Below are 21,385 nucleotides of genomic sequence, written 5' to 3'. Positions count from 1 at the left end.
GTCGCGACACGGTATTGTTGGCGTGAGGAGGGAGGTTCAGTCGAAGAAGCCCGCATCCTCTTCCCTGAGATATCTCCTGGCCGCTTCGGCGTCGATATCGAGGCCCAGCCCCGGCGCTTCCAGCAGGTCCACCATACTGTCCTTCACGATCTGCGGTGGCAAGCCGACGACCAGATCCTCCCACCAGGGGTCGCTGGCGCTCGGATATTCGAACGCGATGTAATTTGCGGGCAAGGTGGCGCAGACATTGATCAACGCGCCGAGGCCTAGCAGGCCGTTGGCGACCCCGTGCGGTGCCATCAGGATCGAGTGCATGTAGGCGTGCTCGGCGACCCATTTGAGTTCGGCAATACCGCCAATATCGGCTGGATCTGGGCCGATGACGCGCACCGCCTGCGTCTCGATCAGTTCCTTGAAATTGTGCCGCAGGTAGATCTGCTCACCAGTGTGGATTGGCGTGGAGGTGGAGGTTGTCAGTTCCCGATAGGCCTGCGGATTGACCCACGGCACATAGTCGCCAGTCAGCATGTCCTCGAGCCACATCAAATTGTACTTCTCGACCGCGCGAGCGAACTTGATCGCATCGGGCAGCATCCAGCCCGGACCGCAGTCGAGCGCCAGGCTGACTTTGTCGCCCAGCACTTCCTTCATCGCGATCACGCAGTCGAGCATGTGATTGAAACCGCGCTCGCTGATCACGCCCTGATCCATGGCACCGTGATAGCCGGCCTTCTGCGTCACGCCGTAGTGGAAGCCCTCAATGGTGTCCTTCATGTTGGAGTGGAACGAGATTCCTTGCTTGATCATGAAGAAGTTCTGCGGCTGCTCCATCATCCATTTGACGTCAGCGGCGTAATCCTCCGGCCGGTCGCCCGTGCGTTGCCGGCGGATCGAGCCGTTGTAGACGCGCACCTTGTCGCGCACCTTGCCGCCCAGCAGTTTATAGACGGGCACGCCCGCGGCCTTGCCGGCAATATCCCACAGCGCATGCTCGATAGCGCTTACCGCCGCGCCGTACGGCTTGAAAGAGCCGCGTTGACGGATCTTCAGCATGACTCTCTCGACGTCAGTCGGGTCCTCGCCGATCAGCGCCTCGCGGAAATGCAGTACCCAGGGCTTGAGGTAGGATTTGGTGAACTCGACTTCGCCCAAGCCATGGAGGCCTTCGTCGGTTACGATGCGGACGATCGGGTGTTTGCCGATAACGGCGCAGCGGAGATCGGTGATCTTCATCTTCGTTCCTTTTCGCCTCAGCTCCAGGTGCGATCCCAGGAATACTCATCGTCCCAGTGATCCGTGGGCTGCCAGATGCCGGTGACACCCGGCTGCAGATGCTGCGAGATCACCTCGTCGACGACGTCGTCAATCCCCAGGCCCGGCTTGTCCGGAACAGTGATAAAGCCGTCCTTCACGAGCGGCTTGGGAAGGCCGGTGACGATATCGTCCCACCAGTCGACATCGACAGAGTGGTATTCGAGCGCCATGAAGTTTTCAGTCGCGGTCGCCACATGTGCCGCGGCCATTGCGGCGATTGGACTTTCTGCCATGTGGATGGCCATGGCGACACCACGGTCCTGCGCCATATCTCCGATCTTCTTGGTCTCGAGGATGCCCCCGCTGGTGAGCAGGTCTGGGTGGATAACGGAGATGCCGCCGCTCTTGAGCAGAGGCTCGAAGCCTTCCTTGAGGTATATGTCCTCACCGGTGCAGATCGGCACCGTAGTGGCGTCCTGCAGTTGTCGGTACTGCTCAGTGTACTGCCATGGGATCACATCCTCGAGCCAGGCTGGCACGTATTTTTCAATTCGCCTGGCAAGGCGAATGCCGTTCTGCACTGAGATGTGGCCGATGTGGTCTATGGCGAGCGGAATATCCATGCCGATGACCTCACGAACCTCGGCAATGTATTGCTCAAGGAAGTCGAGGCCCTTGTCGGAAAAGTGCAGGCCGGTAAACGGGTGTGGGACGTTATGCAAATCGTACGCAGCGTTGCGGAGGCGCCGCTCTTCAATGGTCTTCAGCGGGCCGCGGCCGGGGTGGTTGCGGTACCCTTCAAGTGAGCCGGCAGGAGACACGACCGCACCGGGCACATCCGCGATCTGCATCAGCCCCAGATCCATCTTGAGGAAGGTGAACCCGAGCTCCATGCGTTGCTTGAGGCGCCTGCCGGTCTCGGTGCCGCTCGGCACGGTGGCGTCGGTGTCGCAGTAGACGCGCACTTTCTCCCGAAACCGGCCGCCGAGCATCTGGTAGATGGGGACGCCATAGGCCTTGCCGGCAAGATCCCACAACGCGATTTCGACGGCCGATACGCCGCCGCCTTGCCGGCCGTGCCCGCCGAACTGCTTGATCCGGCGAAACAGTCGGTCGATGTTGCAAGGGTTCTCGCCAAGCAACCGGCTCTTCAGCATCAGCGCGTAGGTGGCGCTGGCGCCGTCGCGCACCTCGCCAAGCCCGACGATGCCCTGGTTGGTGTAAATCTTGAGCAGCGCTGAAGTGAACGGCGCGCCGACAATTTCGGCTACCCGCATGTCGGTGATCCGAAGGTCGGATGGCTTGGAATGCGTGTTCACCCGATTGAGCGCCTCGTCGGCTCCATCTGCCTCTGGCATGATTTATCCTCGTTCTGGTCGGCGGGGCTCGTCGTCGCGCATGCTGAGGCGGCGCAGAGCGTTGCTAGCTAGTCCAGCTCTATCTCGTGGTTTTGAAGGTAGTCGCGGTTCATCTCAACGCCGAGACCAGCCTTCGGCGTAAGCTTGAGGCTGCCGTTCGAAACATCGAGTGGTCTGTCGATGAGGTGATCGTATTTGCCGAGATTCCACTCCGACGTTTCGAGTTTGTAGAAGTTAGGAACGGTCATCATCACCTGCGCTCCAGCAACCACGTTGATCGGCCCTGCGGCGTCATGCGGCGAGACCGGGATGTAGTAGGCTTCGCATAGGGCCGAAATCTTCTTGAGTTCGGTAATGCCGCCGGTCCAGGTGACATCAGGCATGATGTAGTCAGCGAGCTTGTTTTCGAGCACCGGCACGAAATCCCACTTCGTGTGGCCGCGCTCGCCCCACGAGATAGCGGCACTGACCTTCTCACGGACCTGCTTGAGGGCATTGAGGCTCTCGGGCGGACAAGGCTCCTCGAACCAGTCGATCTGACCGGCTTCCTCGAGGCTCCGGCAGAGGCGAATGGCGGTGGGAACGTCGAAGCGGCCATGCGCATCGATGAGGATGTCGACATTAGAGCCCGCCGTTTCGCGGATCAGAGCCGTGAGTTCGGCGGCTTCGCGCTCATCCTTGCGGGTCATGCTGCCATCGAGGTAGCCGTCCCGCTGCTCGCGGGACTGTCCATCGGCTGTGCGGCCCTGGTGGGGGAAAGGATCGAACTTGAGCGCAGTGTGGCCGGACTCGACGATGTCTCTAATTTCGCGGACCACAGCCTCCTTGCTGGTGAATTTGGCCTGGTTGGGATGGGTGTAGAGCGCGATTTCATCGCGTACCGGTCCGCCCAACAGCTCGTAAATCGGCTTACCAAGAACTTTGCCGCGGATGTCCCAAAGGGCTATGTCGATGGCGCTTACGCATTCGACTGCGGCGCCGCGACTGCCCATATAGGTGAAGCTGCGGAATATCTTGTGCCACAGATACTCAATACGCGCCGGGTCCTCGCCTGTTACAGCGGCACCGATCTGCCGCAGGATCGTGCAGAGTGCGCGATTGGCGAGCCTTGTCGTGGTGGTGATCTCGCCCCAGCCGCTCACCCCCTCGTCGGTCGTCACTTCGACGAACAGAAACTCTCCCCAATAGGAAGCATCGGATCTGATTGGCCACGGCCGAACGCTGGTGATTTTCATCTCAACTGCCTTTACTGACGTGGTCGGGATAACGATATTCCAGACTGCGTATTCTATCCTGCCCGAGCGGCGTTACGCGCACGCATGTGTTCGAGGATGTGCCGGCCGGAACCCTCGACATGGCGTGCAATGAGTTCGGCTGCCTCGTTCGCATTTCCCGCTTTTACATGTGCGATGAGCTCACGATGCTCGCTAAGGATCGCGGCACGCCGGGCGAGCGTGAAGTTGAAGCGCCGGCTCACGGCTCGAAGCACTTCGCGATGCTTCCACCAAAGCTCGGCGGCATGGCGGTTGTAGTGCTTTTGGTACATTACGGTGTGAAAGGCGGTGTCCAACTCGCTATGTCTCAACGTGTCGGCGAAGTCGTTTTCTTCAATCAGGCCTTGGATGCGTTCGAGTTCAGCAATGTCCTCGACGGTGGCCATATTCACGAACCATCGCGTCAGTGCCGGCTCGATCAAGACTCCGATCTCGTAGATGTCCCGAACAAAATCCTGATCTATGGGCCGCACGCGTGCTCCGCGGTTGGGAACGAGGGTGACAAAGCCTTCCCCGCGCAACAGTTGCAGAGCCTCGCGCACCGGGTTGGTTGAGGTGCCGTGGCGCCGGGCGAGATCGGTGACCACAAGCCGCTCGTTGGCAGCCAGCCGCCCTTCGATGATGTCTTCCCTGATCAGTTGATACAGCGAGGCGCCCTCGCTGGAGGCCCCGAGAGCGTCGATCCCTTCGGGGGGCTTTGCTTTAAAATCGCTTGTTTCGGCCAAGGCTGTCCCCAATCAATACACACATTGATCTCGTTATCACGCGAGATTGCTATAAACAATGTACGATTTGTCTAGTTGACAGGCAATTCGCGATCTGAAAATGTATAAAAATATCGAAGGGATACATTGGCTGAAAGCGTCCCGCGGCCGATGAGCAAAGACCGCTCGCCTCGATGCAGAGCGGCATGGGAGAACCTGGAGGATACCTTATGACGAGGATTTCACTCGGCGGTGCCGTCCTGCGCGGCACTGTCTCCACTGCTTTGATGGTATCGCTGATGTCCGCGTCGGCGCTGGGTGCGCCGGTCGACTTGAGCAAGTGGTCGCCGGAATATGTCCGCTCCATTGCCGGCACGCAGGATTTTGACACGGCGGGCGATTGCGCCAAGGTCACGCCGCTCGACTACAAGGGGCGACTGACTTTCTGGTATCAGGGCGTGTTCGAGGGCGACCCCGACCTCCTGCGCCAGTATTACAAGGAGTTCTTCGAGACCTTCCGCAAAACCTATCCAAACATCCAGCTTGAGGAACAAGCCCTCACCTATAACGACCTTCTGGACAAGTTCCGGACCGCGCTCTTGGGTAATGCAGCGCCCATGGCGGTCCGCCTGCAAATCCTGGGTGGCACCGAGTTCGCCTCAAAGGGCTATCTGCAGCCGCTCAAACCCGAGGATGTTGGGTATTCGACCGAGGACTTCTGGCCCGGCGCAATGAAGGCCGTGACCTGGGAGGATGTGACCTACGGCATTCCAACCAACAACGAGACGATGGCGTTCATCTGGAACGCCGACATCTTCAAGCGTGCAGGCCTGGATCCGGACAAGGCTCCGGCAACCTGGGACGACGTCGTCAAGTATTCCAAGCAGATCCACGACAAGCTCGGCATTGCCGGTTACGGCCTCGTGGCTCGCAAGAATGCCGGCAATACGCCGTATCGCTTCATGCCGCAGCTGTGGGCCTATGGCGGAGGCGTCTTCGACGAAGCTACCGCGAGCCCGACCTATAAGCAGGTCGAGCTCAATAGCCCGCAGAGCAAGGCGGCGCTGCAAGCCTCGTACGATATGTATGTTCGCGACAAGTCGGTTCCGGTTTCGGCGCTCACCAACCAGCAGGCCGACAACCAGCCCCTCTTCCTCGGTGGCCAGCTCGGCATGATGATCTCGCACCCGTCCGACTACAACGTTATGCTCGACCTGCAGAAAAAGGCGACGGCTACCGACAAGGACAAGGCGCAGACCGTCATCGACAACATGCGTTACGGCCTGATTCCGACTGGCCCCGACGGCAAGCGTGCTGTCGTGTTTGGCGGCTCGAACATTCACATCCTGAAGCCCGAATATGTCGAGGGCGGCAAGGTAGACGAGCCGGCCGCAAAGGCTATCATCTGCATGTGGACGAGCCCTGAATGGTCGCTGAAGATGGCCTATGCCGGCTCGAACCCGGGAAACCTTAACGGCTTCAAGACCAAATGGATGAAGGAGCGTCTGGAGAACATCAAGTTCCTTGATGTCACGACCTCGATGCTGCCATACGGCATCCCGTTCCCGGCGCTGCCGCAGTCCCCCGAGATCATGAATATCATCGTCCCGGACATGCTGCAGAATGCCCTGACCGGAGCCATGACCGTCGACCAAGCAGCGGACGACGCGGCCAAGAAGGTAAAAGACCTGATGGACGGCGGACTCTAGACCAAGCCTGACCACGATCTGACCGGCTGCGCCAAGAGTGCGGCCGGTTGTTCCGAAGAATAAGGGCACGCCACGGTGACGATCTTGATCGGCAAGGCAGAGGCTAGCCGGAGACTGCAACCCGATAGGTCCGGTGTGCTGCGAAAGATTTGGGAGCATCGCGCCGACTACGCGTACGTGCTCCCTGCGATCGCCGTGATGCTCATCGTCATAGCCTATCCGATTTACTACACGATCGAGCTGTCGTTCTTTAATACGCCGCCTGGCCTGCAGCTCCGGGACAAGATTTTCATCGGCCTCGGCAACTACACCGCCATCCTCACAAGTCCGGTGTTCTGGAAGGTCACCTCGAACACTCTGATCTGGACATTGGGATCCACTTTCATCTCATTTGTCCTGGGGTTTGCCTGCGCCCTGGCGCTTCATCGCGACTTTGTCGGCCGCGGCATCCTGCGGGCGATCCTGATCATTCCCTGGGTCATCAGCGCGGTCGCCGCGTCCTATATCTGGAAGTGGATCTACCATTCAGACTTTGGGATTATCGGCGCGGTGCTGGTCGGCCTCGGATTGGCCGACAGGCCGCCGAATTTCATCGACAGCGTCAGCACAGTGCTGCCCTCCCTGATCGTCGTCAATATCTGGCGGGAGTTTCCGTTTGCCATGATCATGATGATGGCTGGCCTGCAGACGGTTCCCGATCAGTTGCTGCGCGCCGCAAGAGTCGACGGAGCCAATGCATGGCAGCGGTTTTGGCACGTCACCTTCCCGCATTTGAGAAACGTCTCGACGGTGACGATCCTTCTGCTGGCAGTGGCCAACTTCAATTCATTCATCATCCCCTGGATCATGACCGGCGGCGGGCCGTCGAACGCATCGCATATCTGGATCACTCACATCTATGAGCTCGCCTTCGGCCGCCAGCGCTGGGGGGTGGCATCGGCCTATTCGGTGCTGCTGTTCCTGATCCTGATGTCGCTCGGCTACTTCTACGTCCGTGCTCTAAGCGGCAACGAGCGGAAGGATGGGACCGCATGAACACGATTGCCGAGACTGCTCCTCGAGGCCAGGCCCGTCGCCGTATGCGCATCGACGGATGGCGGTGGGGCGGACGCATCTTCCTCGCGTTCATGCTGCTTTACACCGCGTTGCCGATGGTCTGGATGCTGATCACCTCGATCAAGTCCGGCTTCGCGGCCATGCAATTCCCGCCGCAATGGTGGCCTGACCAACCCACCCTTGACAGCTACCAGAAGCTGCTCGATCCGCAAAACAGCGTCGGCCAGGACTTCCTTCGTTTCTTCTGGAACAGCCTTTTCGTCTCCACTGCCACGACCATCCTTTCGGTGATCGTGGCGGTTCCTGCGGCCTACGCGTTTTCGCGCTTCACCTTCCCGGGCCGGAACTTTCTGTTCTTCGCCGTCTTGCTTCGCAATATGTTTCCGGCTGTGATCTTTCTCGTGCCGCTCTTCATCCTGATGCGCGCGATCGGGCTGGTGAACACGCATGGATCGCTCATTCTCACCTACCTCACATTCGGCCTGCCGCTGGCAATCTGGCTCCTCAAGGGCTTCTACGACAACATCCCGGTGCAGCTCGAGCAGGCGGCGCGCATCGACGGAGCGACGCGGTTCCAGGCCTTTGTCCTGATCGTGATGCCGCTCTCGGCGCCAGGAATCATCGCCACGGCGATCTATTCCTTCATCGGCGCGTGGAACGAGTACATCTACGCCTACACGTTCCTCTCCAAGAACGACCAGTTGACACTGCCGGTCGGTATCCAGCGCTTCTTCTCGGAAAATACGACGGACTTTCCGGGCCTGATGGCGGCCAGCTTTATGATGAGCGTGCCCGTCGTGGTCCTGTTCCTCGTCCTGCAACGATACTTCGTACGCGCCCTGACAGAAGGCGCCGTTAAGCACTAGGGAGTTGCCGGTGGCCCACGTGGTCCTCAAAGATCTTGTCAAGACCTATGGCAGCTTCAAAGCTGTCAACGATGTTTCGCTGACGGTCAATGACGGCGAATTCGTTGCGCTCGTCGGCCCTTCAGGCTGCGGCAAAACAACCACGCTCAATCTTGTAGCGGGGCTGATCCCCATCACATCGGGCGACATCGTCATCGGGGACCGGGTGGTCAACGACCTCGACCCCAAGGACCGGGACATCGCAATGGTGTTCCAGAATTACGCGCTCTATCCGCAAAAATCGGTCTATAAAAACCTGGCGTTCCCGCTGCAGATGCGCAAACTGCCAAGGGACGAGATCGACAGGAAGGTCAAGGAAGCAGCGCGAGTGCTCGACATGACGCAACTGCTCGAGCGCAAGCCGCGCGAACTTTCGGGCGGGCAACAGCAGCGTGTGGCCTTGGGCCGCGCCCTCGTTCGAGATCCGGCGGTATTCCTGATGGACGAACCACTCTCCAACCTCGACGCGAAGCTGCGCGTGCAGATGCGGTCGGAGATCAAGCGCTTCCACCAGGACCTCAAGGCAACGATCATCTATGTGACGCACGACCAACTCGAAGCTGTGACCATGGCCGACAGGATGGCGGTGATGAACGGCGGCTACCTGCAGCAATACGATTCACCGGCGCAGGTCTTTGCCCATCCGGTGAACATGTTCGTCGCCAGCTTCATCGGCAGCCCGGCGATGAGCCTTGTTCCGCTGGAGGCATCAACGGCAAGCGGCAATACAGTGTTGACCAGCGCGGAGGGCTGGCGCCTCGAGCTCTCGCCACACAACGCCCAGAAGGTCGCGAGGGCAACCACCAAGAAAGTCGTGCTCGGCGCACGTCACTCGACGATCAAGCTGCATAAGAGTGCGGTGCCAGGAAGCATTCCTGCCAAGGCCTACACGGTGGAGCCGACCGGCGACGTCACCTTCGTACAGGCGTTCCTGTCTGGCGCCATCGTCAACGTCAGCGTGCCGCCGACCATTGCCGTTGCGCCCGACGAGCCGATTTGGCTCGAGTTTGACCAGGAGCGGATGCATCTGTTCGACGGCGAAACAGAAATGGCCCTCAAGGCCAACTGAGACAGAGCCGATGCGTCTGGAACGAGGGTGGGGATGACTACGAAGCTTAAAATCACCGCGATCAAGCCCTATCCAGTATGGGTAGGAACGCGCAACCAGATGCTCGTCAAGGTCGAGACCGACAACGGCATCTTCGGATGGGGCGAGAGCGGCTTGAGCGGTCGCGAGAAGGCCGTGGCCGGCGCGATCGAGCACTATCGCGAGTTTCTCATCGGCCGCGACCCGATGCAGATTGGTCGGATCTGGCAAGAAGTTTATCGCAGCCAATACTTCGAAGGCGGGCGCGTTCTGCAGGCGGCAATTTCCGCCATCGACATTGCCCTTCATGACATCAAGGGCAAGGCGCTGGGGGTGCCGGCCTACGATCTGTTGGGCGGCAAGCAGCGCGACCGCATTCCTACCTTCGCCTCGACCGGTGACGAGGCCGAGGGCGATGTTGCCATCGAACGAGCCCGCGAACTACGCGCACAGGGGTGGCAGACGATCCGCTTCTTTCCCATCGGGCAAAACAGCAAGGACATCTTTGAGCCGCGCGAATCGATCGGCGCTACAGCAAGCATGCTGAACAAGGCGCGCGAGGCGCTGGGCGACGACGTCGTCCTCGGCATCGACTATCATCATCGGCTTTCGGTGGCAGAGGCGGCGAGCTTCTGCAACAAGCTCGGCCGTGGCGTGCTTGATTTCCTCGAGGAGCCGATACGAGACGAGACACCGGAGGCCTACGAATCCCTGCGCACGATGACCGACATCCCGTTTGCCATCGGCGAGGAATTTGCCAGCAAGTGGCAGTTCCTGCCCTACATCGAGCGCGGCATCCATCAGTTCAACCGGCTCGATGTTTGCAATGTTGGCGGGCTCACTGAAGCGATGAAGGTAGCTGGCTGGAGCGAGGCGCACTATGTGGACCTGATGCCGCACAATCCCCTTGGCCCAATCTGCACGGCCGCGACCATCCATCTCGCCGCCGCGGTGCCGAATTTCGCCTGGCTCGAGACCAGGGTGCCCGAAACAAAGCTGGGCTTCGACAATTCCGACTTCTTCCCCGTGCAACCACGGCTCGACGGCCCCGACTATCCGGTCAGCGATCTGCCGGGGCTCGGCGTCGAGGTCAACGAAGAGGCGGTCAAGGCCGAGAGCTTTCGTTTCTGGGAAGCGCCTCACCTGAAGCGCCGCGACGGTTCTGTTACGAACTGGTAGTTCATCCACCGGAGTCTAAAATGACCCATACTCCCGACATTACGCGACCGCCCAAAGAGCTGATCGACGCACTGAAGGAAATCGGCGCCGCGACGGTTGCCGGCACGCTTGGCCACATGGGCTTCCGCAATCCGCACATGGTCGGTCCCGTGCCGCAGAACCGCGGGAAGTCGATTGTCGGGCCGGCGCTGACTCTCCAGTTCATGCCGCAGCGGCCGGACCTCTTCACCGAGGGAGAATATGCCGATCCGGAGACGCAGTTGCACAGGCACGTGCTCTATCACGCGCAGGAGGGCGATGTGGTCGTGGTCGACGCGCGCGGCGACATGAGCTCGGGTGTCTTTGGCGATATGATGTCGACGTATTTTAAAGGCAGAGGCGGCGCTGGCATCGTAATCGACGGGTGCATGCGCGATCGGCCCAATGTCGACAAGCTAGATCTCCCCCTATGGCTGCGTGGCTGGACTCCCAACTACCATGTGCAGACCAGCATCTATCCCAATGCCGTCAACGTTCCGATTGCCTGCGGCGGTGTCACGGTCATCCCCGGAGACATCATCGTCGCCGACGACGACGGGGTGGTGGTGCTTCCAGTCGCAATGGCCTCGAAGGTAATCGAAGAGTCGCAAAAGCATCACGATTGGGAGGAGTTCTCCCGAGTGAAGCTTATGGAGGGCGGGTCGTTACAGCGCTACTATCCGCTGCATGACGATGCCCGCGGAGAGTACGAAGAGTGGCGCAAAACAAACCGCTTGGAGAACCGAAGTTAGCCTAACCTCTTCGAGGGTGGCATCAGCGACGGCGGCTTCCGTATCGACGGCGGTGTTCGCTGCCGTTTCCGCCGCAATTGAGCCAAAGCGCGGCGCGCACTTGCGGCATCCGCCCGGAAGACCTCAACATTGCGGAGACGGGCATTCCGGCCCCACCAGAGGGTGATTGCTCAGGCATAAGGTGTGCCTGCCAGAGCAGCGTTCAGGCCGGTAGTTCCCTTATCTACAGCGGCGAGAAAGACGGCTTTTGCTTCCTCTGTATCTTGCCTCTGCCGAAAGGTCCGGTGAGCCTGGATAAAGCCCACGGTCCACGTCGCCAGGAGAATACCGGCCGCCAGATGGGCATCAGGATCATCAGGTTTTCGGCCGACGCCTTCGGATAGCGCCACCGCGACGACGTGGGCGATCTCGTCGCGAATTGCCCTCGCCCGAGCCTTGAGGGTGTCGCTGGCCTCGATCGTCTCGATGAAGCTTTGGCTCCTAGCAGTAAATCGGAGGTAAGGGCTCTCCTCCGCAACCAGATGATGAGCGAGCAGACGTAACGTCTCGATCGGAGAGACGCTGGGATGGCGCTGCCGCAGAGCTTCGCGCAGCATCTCGCGACCCTCCTCGTCGCGATCGAAGAACATGTCCTCCTTGCGGGGAAAGTGATTGAACACCGTCATCCGTCCGACATCGGCGGCTGCCGCGATCTCATCGACCGTCACATGATCGAAGCCCCGCTCCAGGAAGAGGCGCGTGGCGACGTTGGAGATGCCTTGTCGCGTGGCGAGGCGCTTACGGGATCGCCGGTCCGGTGGCATTGAGTCCGATGGCATTGACATGTTGTCTCTGATTGCGCATTTATTTATGTACTGAGTACATATTGATATCCAGTATATGGAATGTGAGATGGAAAAACAAGTTGATGTTGTTGTTGTGGGCGCAGGACCGGTCGGACTCCTGACCGCCATCGAGCTGACTTTGTCAGGCGTGCGCGTCCTCGTGCTGGAGCGTCTGGCGTCGGCCAGTATGGCCATGAAGGCAATGTCGCTCGGGCCGCTTGGAAGCGAGGCACTCCAGCGTCGTGGGATGGCTGCGGCCATCGCCGCCGCGGAAGCGCAGAGCCTCGCGGCGATGAAGCAGTTCGCCGAGCAGGCCGGGGCGGAGCTGCGTGGCCGGTCGTCCAAATTCAGCGGTCATTTCGCTGGCCTGCCTCTTATCCGAAAGGACGCGCAGAAAGAGCCGGAACGGCGTGCTCACGCAGTGGATCAACCTAGCCTCGAAGCCATGCTGGCCGATCGCGCCCGCGCTCTTGGGATCGAGGTGCGCCGCGCCTTTGACGTTACCGGCTTCGTGCAGCAGGCGGACGGCATTGACGTGGAGTTGAGAGCTCCGACAGGCGCAGGCCAAATCGGCTGCTCCTACCTCGTTGGATGCGACGGCGGGCGTAGCCTCATCCGCAAGATGGCCGGCTTTGAGTTCCCCGGCACAGCCCCAAGCCTGACGTTCTACCAGGCCGTCGCCGAGATCGATCATCCCGAACGCCTGCTGCCGATTGGCTGGAATCGCACATCGGGTGGCGTATTTTCCTACTGGCCCTTCCCCGGTCGACTGTTCATGCTCGACTTCAGCGGTCCGCCTGAAGATCGGCAAGCGCCGGTCACAGCTGAGGAGATCGAAGCCGTACTGCGCCGCATCAGCGGCACGGATGTCCGCGTGAAAGCGCTCGAAAGCGGCAGCCGATGGACTGACAACACCCGGCTTGCCGATAGCTACCGCCGCGGCAGGGTGCTGCTTGCCGGCGATGCGGCGCATGTCCATTCGCCGTTTGGTGGTCAGGGCTTGAGCCTCGGGCTGGTGGATGCTGCAAATCTCGGCTGGAAGCTCGCGGCGGTCATTCGCGGCGACATGCCGGAAAGCCTGCTCGATACCTACACGGCCGAGCGGCGACCCGTCGCCGAAGCCGTTCTAGCCAACACCCGTGCCCAGGTCGCCATCCTGCGGCCCGATCCACAGGCGGGTGCGATGCGGGACATCGTGGCGAACCTCATGCAATTCGACAACGTCAACCGGTTCATCGGCGAGATGATGAGCGGCCTTTCCACCCGCTACGATCTCGGCTCGGAGCTGGACGAGGTCGGGCGGCTGATCGGCGACAGGTCGATTAGCGACGGCGATGCCGCCGTCTCGCTCTATGATCTGATGCAGGATGGCATGGGCGTTCTTCTCGACGCCTCGCCTGAGCGGACGGCGTCCAGGCTCGTTGCAGCCAGCAAGCAGAGGATACGTTGCGTCGCCGTCGATCGGGGCCCCTCGATGCTGATCCGTCCCGACGCTTGCATTGCTTGGATCGGCGAAGAGAACAATACGGACGGATTGGAGGAAACGCTCGGTGGCTGGTTCACGCCAACGCGAGATGATGGGTCTATGCAGCGATCCGGACAGTGATCATTTCTGCCGCAGTTCGAGGTTCGAGTGGGGCTGGCCGAGCCGCATTTTCGGGCAAGATGGCGATCTCGCCGATCCCCGGCACGATATCCCTGGTCTCCTGAGGACGTTATCTTTGCTGGCTGAGAGGTGTCGATGCCGGCGCCTCTATCTTCAGGAACGGGCTTCCGGTTCAAGCCAACGCATTTCTGAGCGCGCTGACGAACATGTCAAGGTCACTCTTCAGCATATATATATGCGGCGAAACCCGCAGACCTTCGACATGCTCGACTTGGCGATATTTCGTGTGGATTTGGTATTTCTCTCGAAGAGTGTTCTCCAGTTTTTTCATGTCGGTGTTGTCGATTGAAAACAGGCATATTGCACCTAGGCTCTCAGTGTCGGTCCGCGTGTGAAGCCTGAAGCCGGGAATGTCGCGAGCCTGACCGACCCAGTGTCGAGTGAGTTCGCGCAGTCGGACGTGCATCCTGTCTGCGCCGATTTCCCGATGGAATTGGATCGCCGGTTTAATTCCGGCCTGAATTGCGGAATTATAGGTACCCAGATTCCAGTGATCGAACTTGTCTATGTTCATTGCGGGTTGGTCGAAGGGCGCCAGCAGAGGCCAAGTTCGGTCGATCTGGCGTCGGTTGACGATCAGCATTCCGTTGCCGACAGGTGCGCCGAGCCATTTGTGAAGGCTCGTGATAAAGAAATCGCAATCCAGTTGCCGAAAACTGACCGGGATTTGAGCGAACGTCTGGGCGCCATCGACTATCGTGATGATGTTGCGCTCCCGCGCGATCCGGCAGAGTCGCTCGATGGGAAGAACGCGTCCATTCCAGTGATACATATGCGTCAGTTGCAGGACGCAAGTCCGGGGCGTCATCGCTTCCACATAGGCATCAATGATATCCTCGTCGCTGTCCATGATATCGAAGGCGCAGTTCACGACCTCGATTCCGTCGCGGTGATGCCGTTGCAGCCATCCGGCACGGACGCTCGGATAGTCCCAGTTCGAGATCAACACCTGGTCGCCCTTGGTCAGCGGTATTCCAAAAATCGCCGCTGAAAGTCCTTCCGAGGAATTCCGGTTGAGCGCAATCTCGTCTGGCGTGCAATCTATCAACTCGGCCAAATCACGCTTGATACCGGGCAGCGCAGCATCGAGGTTGCTCCACATGTTATAGTCAGGATTGCGGCTGATGAAGCGATAGGCGTCAATCGTGGCCTCCTGTACCGCTATCGTTGGCGGGCTGACGGCAGCGTTGTTCAAATTCAGGAGCGGTTCCTGGGCAGGGTATTGGGCGCGGACGCGCTCCCACAATTCCTCGCCCTTGGTTTCGGCCTTCAGATCTGGAGCAAAGAGGTTCATGAAAGCTATTCCTTTTCGGGCAGTTCATTGACCCCTCGATGCTAGGCGGACCGAGCCGGCGTAATCCGCCTATCCTGCATCCCCACGCAGAACTTAATACCGAATGTCGATGATTGCCAAAACGATGCAACACCATGTCGTCACTCTGCGTGCCGCGCCAAAATTTAAGCAGCAATTCAAAGCATTACAGCGCCGACGCTAGAACGTCCGGAAATTCGTTCCCCTATCCGAGGGCCTTTACATGCCGGAAATTTCGCATTCTCGTCCGCTAGGGCGGCGTGTCTTACCTTGAGGACACCGGCTTGCGGCACGCCATGGTCGAATGCCTGCGAGCCATTCCACCTTCAGAAGTCGGCGACTTTGCCCCAGGCCGATCTCTGGAACCGCTCCGGGTGATAAGGCCGGGGATCGACGATCGGCGTGTCACCGGTGGCGATATCGGCGATCAGATGACCGGCGCCGGGACCGATTCCGAAGCCGTGGCCGCTGAAACCGGCGGCGAGAATGAAGCCTGGAACGGTGGTGATCTCACCGATTCCCGGCACCCCATCGGGGGTGCTATCCACATAACCGGCCCAGACGGCACTGACATTTGTGTTCCTCAGGGCAGGCAGGAGTTCAAGCGCGCGCGAATGGGTAAGCCGAATTGTTCTTTGGTCGACCTTCGGATCGAGGATGCGCATTCGTTCCATCGGAGTGGGTGCGTCCAATCGCCATCGCGCCAGGGTTTCGTGCCCAGACCTGAATCCCTCCAATCCGCCTAGCGCGAGGCTTCTCCAACGCCGGACGAACATTGGCAGAAATTGAGGCGCGTAACGGAATTGCTGCGGCGTCAAGTCGACACGCCCGCCACCACTGATCGCCAATGTGTAGCCGCCATCGCCGCGACGCGTAACGGAGACCGCAGATGTGTGCAGCGCGTCCGGCAGGCCGCTTGCTCCTGGGGACACGGAGAGGATCGAGGAGCGCACCGAGGCTTGCGGAAACCGAATGCCGAGCTGGCGGCAGAAGGAGGAGGCCCAGGCGCCGCCGGCAAGGATCGCGATTTTCGTGCGGATCGTGCCATGTTCCGTGACGACGCCCGAGAGCCTGCCGCCTTCGATGTCGATGCCGCGGGCCGCACAGGACTGATGCACCGTGCCGCCGAGTGTCAGAATCGCACGTGCAACGGCCGGCGCAGCACTCGCCGGATCGGCGATGCCGTCGGTCGGTGAAAACACCCCGCCCTTCCATGAGGCGCCGGTGGCACGCCCGCGTTCGGTCGCTTCGGCGCTGCTCAGCATGTGCGTCGTGACGCCGACCGAGCGGGCGAAATCGCGCCAGCGTGCCCAGCCGGACAGTTCATCGTCGCTATTGCTGAGATAGAAGAGACCGCAGCGACGGAAGCCCGTATCCTCACCGGTCTCAGTGGCGAAGCGCTCCCACAAATCGAGGCTCTTCGTCGACATCGGCAGTTCGCGGGCGTCGCGGTTCTGCTGGCGGCACCAGCCCCAGTTGCGGCTCGATTGTTCGGCGCCGATGAGGCCCTTCTCGACGAGGGCGACCTTCAATCCGCGCCGGGTGAGATAATAGGCCGCAAAAACGCCGACGATGCCGCCGCCGATTACCACCACATCGGCGGTGGAAGGAAGTTCCGGCGTGGTGGCGACGCGATTGAGCGGTGCGGGCATGGGACAGTCTCCGTTTCAGGCGTAGTCTAGCGGATCCAAAGCTACGGCTTTGCTGGAGATCGGTTGGTGACAGCAGAAGATTCCGTCTTGGCAGGATGCCAGCAGCGGTTTGTGCTTCGGCCTGTCCCGCAACGCGGTCGACACGTCTGACTTATGTGTTAAGGTCGATGTCGGGAATACGGCAGCATAATCTGCTGCGTCATTGGCGATCTCGAGCAAGTGAGGGCCGTGTGAGATGAAACTCGACCGGATCGACGTAAAAATTCTCTACGAACTGCAGAAGAATGGCCGCGTCACCAATGTGGAGCTCGCCGAACTGGTCAATCTGTCGCCTAGCCCCTGCTTGATGCGGGTGAAGAAGCTGCAGTCGGAAGGCTATATCGAAGGCTATTCGGCCCAGATCAACGTCAGCAAACTCGGGCAGACGCTGACGGTGTTTACCGAGATCACCCTGAAGAACCACCGGCAAATCGACTTCGCCCGCTTCCTGGCGGCGATCGAGAAGGTCGATCAGGTGATCGAATGTCATCTGGTTTCGGGCGGCTACGATTATCTGCTGAAATTCGTCACCGCCGGCATCGACGAATATCAGACGATCATGGAGCGGCTTACCGACCTGGACGTCGGTATCGATAAGTATTTCAGCTTCGTCGTCCTGAAATCGCCGATCGTCAAAGCCCACATGCCGCTTACCACCTTGTTTCCGCTTTAGCCGGCGAGAAGGACCGCGGCCGGGCCCCGCTCCTGATCCGCAAACTCCCCTTGGCCGAGCGTCCCAACGCAATCTCTCAGGGTTCCAGACCGACCTCACCCGTTGCATCTCTCCGATCTAATCGGTCCTGCGCAGATGCCGATTCTCTGTCGCAGGTTGTTCTCCCTATAATTAAAGCTTCATACTGGTTGGAAGGACTTGCGACAGAATTTCGGGCTTTCTTTCCGAAGCCATATTCGCTGCCACTTGCAGATCTTGTGCCGTGGAGCCCAGGCTTTTCAACATGACCTGCCCGGGTGCGCGCCGGGTCTGGCAAGCGTCTTGCTTGTGGTTTCGAGGAGGGCAGCGCGGTAACACCTGGAATCGGCGGTCAGTGCCGGCAATAGGCCCGCACCAGTTCCGGATCCTGCTGGAGCCCATCGAGCCAGGCCGGATCGAGCGTCGGCACCGACGAGAAGAGCAGCTGCGAATAGGGATGTTGCGGCGTCTTCACTGTCGAGGATGTGATTTCCTCGACCTTACGGCCTCCATACATCACGACGATCTCGTCGCAGATCGCCTCCACCACCGAGAGGTCGTGGCTGATGAAGATATAGGAGAGGCCGAGTTCGCGCTGCAATTCCTTGAGCAGGTCGATGACCGCTGCGGCGACCACCGTGTCGAGCGCCGAGGTGATCTCGTCGCAGAGGATCAGCTTCGGATCGGCGGCGAGCGCCCGGGCGAAGTTGACGCGCTGTTTCTGTCCGCCCGAGAGCTCTCCCGGCCGGTGATGACGCAGATTGCGAGGCAGGCGCACCATGTCGAGCAGTTGATCGATCCGGGCGTTCCGCATCTTTCGATCCATGCCGTGGTAAAAGACCAAGGGCCTGTCGAGGATCTCCTCAACCGATTTCGCCGGGTTGAGTGCGGTATCGGCATATTGGAAAACGATCTGCATCTCGCGCAACTGGTCGCGCGAGCGCTCGCGAGCGCTGCGACGCAGTTCCGTGCCGTCGAAGACGATCTTGCCGACCGCGGCCGGCAGGATGCCGGCGATGGTGCGGGCGAGCGTCGACTTGCCGCAACCGGATTCTCCGATGATGCCGAGATTACGGCCTTTTTCCACCTTCAGGCTCACGTGCTCGACCGCGCGAACGAGCGGCAGGCCGTCAGCCTGACGCTGTCCATAGCCGGCTACGAGATCTTCGATCCTCAGCAGTGGAGCCGTCGCGGGTTCGGCGGGGCCAGCTGCGCCGCGCGGTTTCGGTTCGAAGGCTGCAAGCAGCTCCCTGGTATAGGGGTGCTTCGCGTTGTTGAGGATCTCTTCGGTGGTGCCGGTTTCCTGGGTCTCTCCGCCTTTCAAGACCACGATGCGGTCGGCGATCTGCGCGACGACGGCAAGGTCGTGCGAGACATAAACGCCTGATATGCCGCCCTTCTTCATCACCGACTTGAAAGCACGCAGCACTTCGATCTGGGTCGTCACGTCGAGCGCCGTCGTCGGCTCGTCAAAGATGACGAGGGTCGGGTCGCCGATCAGCGCCATGGCGGCGGCCAGACGCTGCAGCTGGCCACCGGAAACCTGATGCGGATAACGGCTGCCGATCGTCTCGGGTTCCGGCAGCGACAGCGCCCGGAAGAGCTCGACTGCCCGGGCACGCGCATCGTCCGGCGACATCAGCTGATGAATACGCGTGACTTCGATCACCTGGTCCATGATCGATGTGGCGGGATTGAAGGCGGCGGCCGCCGATTGCGGGACATAGGCGACTTCGGTGCCGCGCACCTTGGCGCGCTGCTTCTCGCTGAGCCTGACCATGTCCTTGCCGCCGACCGAAACGCTGCCGCCGGAGATGCGACAGCCCGCGCGGGTATGGCCCATGAGGGTCAGGGCGATCGTTGTCTTGCCCGAGCCGCTCTCCCCGATCAGCGCGACGATCTCGCCCTCGGCAACATCGAGGCTGACACCCTTGATGATCTCGACGCGGCGACCGGAATCGGTGGTGGCCTCGACCTTCAGGTCACGGATTTCTATGAAATTGCTCATGACGTGCTCCGGTCGCGAATTTTCTGCGGCAGATTGTCTATCAGCAGGTTGACGCTGATCGTCAGGCTGGCGATGGCAAGCGAGGGAAACATCACCGCCGGCGCACCAAACGGCAGGCCGCCGATATTCTCGCGCACCAGCGCACCCCAATCGGCATAGGGCGGCTGGACGCCAAGGCCGAGGAAGGAAAGCCCGGAGAGCAGCAAAACGATGAAGACGAAGCGGATGCCGAGATCGGCAAGAACCGGCCCGACGATGTTGGGCAGGATTTCCGAGCGAATGAGATAGAGGGTGCTTTCGCCACGGATGCGCGCGACCGTGATAAAATCCATCGCATTGATGTTGACGGCGAGCGCCCGGGCGAAGCGGTAGGCGCCGGGGATGTAGATGACCGACAGCGTCATTATCAGAACAGGGACCGAGGAGCCGACGGCAGCGACAACCACCAGACCGAACAGCTTGCTCGGGATGGAGTTGAGAGCGTCGAGGAAGCGGCTGAGGATCGTGTCCAGCCAGCCGCCGGCGACCGCTGCGATCATGCCGAGCACGACGCCGCTGAAGCAGGCGATCGTCACCGCCGCTAGCGAGATGCCGACCGTATAGCGCGCGCCCATCAGAATTCGCGAGAGCATGTCGCGGCCGAGATAATCGGAGCCGAACCAGAGTTCCCGGCTCATCGGGCCGAAATAGTCGAGATCGACGATCTCGCCGACGGGGTAGGGGATTATCAACGGCGCAAAGATCGCGACGAGCGCCCACGCGAGGATGATGGTAAGGCCGATCGCGCCGACGATGTTGAAGCGATAGCCAAACCGGGTTCCGGACAGCCGGCCGGAAGCGGTTTCGGAACGGGTCATGGTCATCGGAGCCTCGGGTTGGAAAGGATGGCGATGATATCGGCGATGGTGATCAGCAGCAGGTAGCCAAGGCAGAAGATCATCGCGCAGCTCTGGATCAGCGGCAGGTCGCGGGTGGCGACGGCATCCAGCATCAGCTTGGCGATACCGGGGTAGTTGAAAATGGTCTCGACGATGATGACGCCTCCGAGCAGATAGGACAGCGAAAGCGCAACGGCATTGACGATCGGGCCGAGCGCATTGGGCAGTGCATGGCGAAACACAATGCGCGGCCGGGAGGCGCCTTTGAGCAATGCCATCTCGACATAGGGCGTGTTGAGCGTCTCGATAACAGCTGCGCGCGTCATGCGGATCATCTGGGCCGAGACGACGAAGGTGAGGGTGATCACCGGCATGGCATAGACGCGCAACAGGTCGGTCATACTATGGACCTCATTGGCGAAAGAAAGCGCCGGCAGCCATTTCAGGTAGACGGCGAAGATGAGCGCGGCGGAGGTCGCGACCATGAACTCCGGTACGGAGATGACGCCGATCGTGATCACCGTGACAATCCGATCGTAAAGGGTGCCGCGCAGCATCGCCGCAGTGATCCCGAGCGTGAGCGCGATCGGCACGGAGAAAAGCGCGGTGACGCCGGCAAGTTTCAGCGTGTTGACGAAGCGACCGGCAATGAGAGCGGCGATCGGCATTTCGTTGGCATAGGAGGTGCCGAGGTCGCCCTGCAGCAGCCCGACTAACCAGCGCAGGAAACGAAAGAGCGCTGGTTCGTCGAGATGCATGGCCTTGCGCAGGCCTTCGACAGCTTCCGGCGTGGCGGCTTGGCCGAGCAGGATCGTCGCCGTATCTCCGGGCAACAGCGTCGTCGCGAAGAAGACGGCAAAGGAGACGATCACCAGGGTGATCAAGGCGACGAACAATCTGCTCAGTACAAGGGATAAGACCTGGCTATTCACGGGCGTCTTCCCTTTGTGCGTTCGAGTTGAGTTCCACCAATGCAGATGGAAGAGCCGGGGCGCGGCTGCAGCCCCGGTCTCCTTTGC

The 21,385-nt window shown here is 60.4% G+C and carries 18 protein-coding genes and 1 pseudogene; 9 read left to right on the top strand and 10 right to left on the bottom strand.

Translation table 11 applies throughout. The annotated features are described in order from the left end of the window. Nucleotides 1-36 precede the first annotated feature (36 nt). From BS629_RS13460 to BS629_RS13445, 4 genes are all read right to left on the bottom strand, one after another. Nucleotides 37-1,233 (bottom strand): mandelate racemase/muconate lactonizing enzyme family protein, encoded by a 1,197-nt coding sequence (locus BS629_RS13460; RefSeq protein WP_018246006.1) that lies wholly within the window; start codon nt 1,231-1,233, stop codon nt 37-39. 17 nt (nt 1,234-1,250) lie between these two features. Beyond that, complete coding sequence (locus BS629_RS13455; protein WP_018246005.1) at nt 1,251-2,612, bottom strand: mandelate racemase/muconate lactonizing enzyme family protein; 1,362 nt, start codon at nt 2,610-2,612, stop codon at nt 1,251-1,253. 68 nt (nt 2,613-2,680) lie between these two features. Further along, nucleotides 2,681-3,847 carry a mandelate racemase/muconate lactonizing enzyme family protein gene (locus BS629_RS13450; RefSeq protein WP_077988274.1) on the bottom strand — a complete coding sequence of 389 codons (1,167 nt, stop codon included), beginning with the start codon at nt 3,845-3,847 and terminating at the stop codon, nt 2,681-2,683. Between the two features lie 53 nt (nt 3,848-3,900). Then, entirely contained in the window at nt 3,901-4,611 is a 711-nt protein-coding gene (locus BS629_RS13445) for a GntR family transcriptional regulator (RefSeq protein WP_018246003.1), read from the bottom strand. Between the two features lie 209 nt (nt 4,612-4,820). On the opposite strand from BS629_RS13445, the gene BS629_RS13440 reads away from it, so the two are divergent. From BS629_RS13440 to BS629_RS39715, 7 genes and pseudogenes are all read left to right on the top strand, one after another. Beyond that, nucleotides 4,821-6,299 carry an ABC transporter substrate-binding protein gene (locus BS629_RS13440; protein ID WP_018246002.1) on the top strand — a complete coding sequence of 493 codons (1,479 nt, stop codon included), beginning with the start codon at nt 4,821-4,823 and terminating at the stop codon, nt 6,297-6,299. A 75-nt stretch (nt 6,300-6,374) separates the two neighbouring features. After that, nucleotides 6,375-7,334 (top strand): carbohydrate ABC transporter permease, encoded by a 960-nt coding sequence (locus tag BS629_RS13435; protein WP_018246001.1) that lies wholly within the window; start codon nt 6,375-6,377, stop codon nt 7,332-7,334. Then, nucleotides 7,331-8,221: a carbohydrate ABC transporter permease gene (locus BS629_RS13430; RefSeq protein WP_018246000.1), complete on the top strand. Its 891-nt coding sequence runs from the start codon at nt 7,331-7,333 to the stop codon at nt 8,219-8,221. Before BS629_RS13435 ends, BS629_RS13430 begins: the two co-directional genes overlap by 4 nt. A 10-nt stretch (nt 8,222-8,231) precedes the next feature. Next, nucleotides 8,232-9,329, top strand: a complete 1,098-nt coding sequence (locus tag BS629_RS13425; protein ID WP_018245999.1) for an ABC transporter ATP-binding protein — start codon at nt 8,232-8,234, stop codon at nt 9,327-9,329. A 33-nt stretch (nt 9,330-9,362) separates the two neighbouring features. After that, on the top strand, nt 9,363-10,526 hold the full coding sequence (locus BS629_RS13420) for a mandelate racemase/muconate lactonizing enzyme family protein (protein WP_018245998.1): 1,164 nt from the start codon (nt 9,363-9,365) through the stop codon (nt 10,524-10,526). A gap of 20 nt (nt 10,527-10,546) precedes the next feature. After that, complete coding sequence (locus BS629_RS13415; RefSeq protein WP_018245997.1) at nt 10,547-11,296, top strand: ribonuclease activity regulator RraA; 750 nt, start codon at nt 10,547-10,549, stop codon at nt 11,294-11,296. A 3-nt stretch (nt 11,297-11,299) separates the two neighbouring features. Next, nucleotides 11,300-11,448 (top strand): annotated as a pseudogene (locus BS629_RS39715) (sugar ABC transporter ATP-binding protein); the annotation flags it as partial. A gap of 18 nt (nt 11,449-11,466) precedes the next feature. Here BS629_RS39715 and BS629_RS13410 read toward each other — a convergent pair. Next, nucleotides 11,467-12,120 carry a TetR/AcrR family transcriptional regulator gene (locus tag BS629_RS13410; RefSeq protein ID WP_164903070.1) on the bottom strand — a complete coding sequence of 218 codons (654 nt, stop codon included), beginning with the start codon at nt 12,118-12,120 and terminating at the stop codon, nt 11,467-11,469. Between the two features lie 67 nt (nt 12,121-12,187). Here BS629_RS13410 and BS629_RS13405 point away from each other — a divergent pair, with 67 nt between their 5' ends. After that, nucleotides 12,188-13,726 carry an FAD-dependent monooxygenase gene (locus tag BS629_RS13405; RefSeq protein ID WP_018245994.1) on the top strand — a complete coding sequence of 513 codons (1,539 nt, stop codon included), beginning with the start codon at nt 12,188-12,190 and terminating at the stop codon, nt 13,724-13,726. Between the two features lie 172 nt (nt 13,727-13,898). Here BS629_RS13405 and BS629_RS13400 read toward each other — a convergent pair whose 3' ends face one another. Both BS629_RS13400 and BS629_RS13395 read right to left on the bottom strand, forming a co-directional pair. Continuing rightward, nucleotides 13,899-15,080, bottom strand: coding sequence for an aminotransferase class V-fold PLP-dependent enzyme (locus BS629_RS13400; protein ID WP_077988273.1), 1,182 nt, complete (start codon nt 15,078-15,080; stop codon nt 13,899-13,901). A 344-nt stretch (nt 15,081-15,424) separates the two neighbouring features. Next, nucleotides 15,425-16,750, bottom strand: coding sequence for an NAD(P)/FAD-dependent oxidoreductase (locus BS629_RS13395; protein WP_018517818.1), 1,326 nt, complete (start codon nt 16,748-16,750; stop codon nt 15,425-15,427). Nucleotides 16,751-16,985: 235 nt separating this feature from the next. On the opposite strand from BS629_RS13395, the gene BS629_RS13390 reads away from it, so the two are divergent. Further along, complete coding sequence (locus BS629_RS13390; RefSeq protein WP_018445089.1) at nt 16,986-17,462, top strand: Lrp/AsnC family transcriptional regulator; 477 nt, start codon at nt 16,986-16,988, stop codon at nt 17,460-17,462. Nucleotides 17,463-17,832: 370 nt separating this feature from the next. On the opposite strand, the gene BS629_RS13385 is transcribed toward BS629_RS13390, so the two are convergent. The 3 genes from BS629_RS13385 to BS629_RS13375 are packed head-to-tail and all read right to left on the bottom strand — an operon-like array spanning nt 17,833 to nt 21,298. Beyond that, on the bottom strand, nt 17,833-19,488 hold the full coding sequence (locus BS629_RS13385) for an ABC transporter ATP-binding protein (RefSeq protein WP_018245991.1): 1,656 nt from the start codon (nt 19,486-19,488) through the stop codon (nt 17,833-17,835). Further along, nucleotides 19,485-20,351 (bottom strand): ABC transporter permease, encoded by an 867-nt coding sequence (locus tag BS629_RS13380; RefSeq protein WP_018245990.1) that lies wholly within the window; start codon nt 20,349-20,351, stop codon nt 19,485-19,487. The genes BS629_RS13385 and BS629_RS13380 overlap by 4 nt, the downstream gene beginning before the upstream one ends. Next, nucleotides 20,348-21,298, bottom strand: coding sequence for an ABC transporter permease (locus BS629_RS13375; protein WP_018245989.1), 951 nt, complete (start codon nt 21,296-21,298; stop codon nt 20,348-20,350). The genes BS629_RS13380 and BS629_RS13375 overlap by 4 nt, the downstream gene beginning before the upstream one ends. Nucleotides 21,299-21,385 lie beyond the last annotated feature (87 nt).

The organism is Rhizobium leguminosarum bv. viciae USDA 2370 (assembly GCF_002008365.1).
Lineage (GTDB): Bacteria > Pseudomonadota > Alphaproteobacteria > Rhizobiales > Rhizobiaceae > Rhizobium > Rhizobium leguminosarum.
This window is presented reverse-complemented; position numbering and strand designations above follow the sequence as displayed.

Bases quoted from the DNA above. Each gene is read 5' to 3' on its own strand.
- BS629_RS13380 (WP_018245990.1), bottom strand. From the start codon at position 20,351: ATGACCATGACCCGTTCCGAAACCGCTTCCGGCCGGCTGTCCGGAACC.
- BS629_RS13460 (WP_018246006.1), bottom strand. From the start codon at position 1,233: ATGAAGATCACCGATCTCCGCTGCGCCGTTATCGGCAAACACCCGATC.
- BS629_RS13405 (WP_018245994.1), top strand. From the start codon at position 12,188: ATGGAAAAACAAGTTGATGTTGTTGTTGTGGGCGCAGGACCGGTCGGA.
- BS629_RS13455 (WP_018246005.1), bottom strand. From the start codon at position 2,612: ATGCCAGAGGCAGATGGAGCCGACGAGGCGCTCAATCGGGTGAACACG.
- BS629_RS13390 (WP_018445089.1), top strand. From the start codon at position 16,986: ATGAAACTCGACCGGATCGACGTAAAAATTCTCTACGAACTGCAGAAG.
- BS629_RS13440 (WP_018246002.1), top strand. From the start codon at position 4,821: ATGACGAGGATTTCACTCGGCGGTGCCGTCCTGCGCGGCACTGTCTCC.
- BS629_RS13450 (WP_077988274.1), bottom strand. From the start codon at position 3,847: ATGAAAATCACCAGCGTTCGGCCGTGGCCAATCAGATCCGATGCTTCC.
- BS629_RS13420 (WP_018245998.1), top strand. From the start codon at position 9,363: ATGACTACGAAGCTTAAAATCACCGCGATCAAGCCCTATCCAGTATGG.
- BS629_RS13385 (WP_018245991.1), bottom strand. From the start codon at position 19,488: ATGAGCAATTTCATAGAAATCCGTGACCTGAAGGTCGAGGCCACCACC.
- BS629_RS13400 (WP_077988273.1), bottom strand. From the start codon at position 15,080: ATGAACCTCTTTGCTCCAGATCTGAAGGCCGAAACCAAGGGCGAGGAA.
- BS629_RS13410 (WP_164903070.1), bottom strand. From the start codon at position 12,120: ATGTCAATGCCATCGGACTCAATGCCACCGGACCGGCGATCCCGTAAG.
- BS629_RS13430 (WP_018246000.1), top strand. From the start codon at position 7,331: ATGAACACGATTGCCGAGACTGCTCCTCGAGGCCAGGCCCGTCGCCGT.
- BS629_RS13395 (WP_018517818.1), bottom strand. From the start codon at position 16,750: ATGCCCGCACCGCTCAATCGCGTCGCCACCACGCCGGAACTTCCTTCC.
- BS629_RS13415 (WP_018245997.1), top strand. From the start codon at position 10,547: ATGACCCATACTCCCGACATTACGCGACCGCCCAAAGAGCTGATCGAC.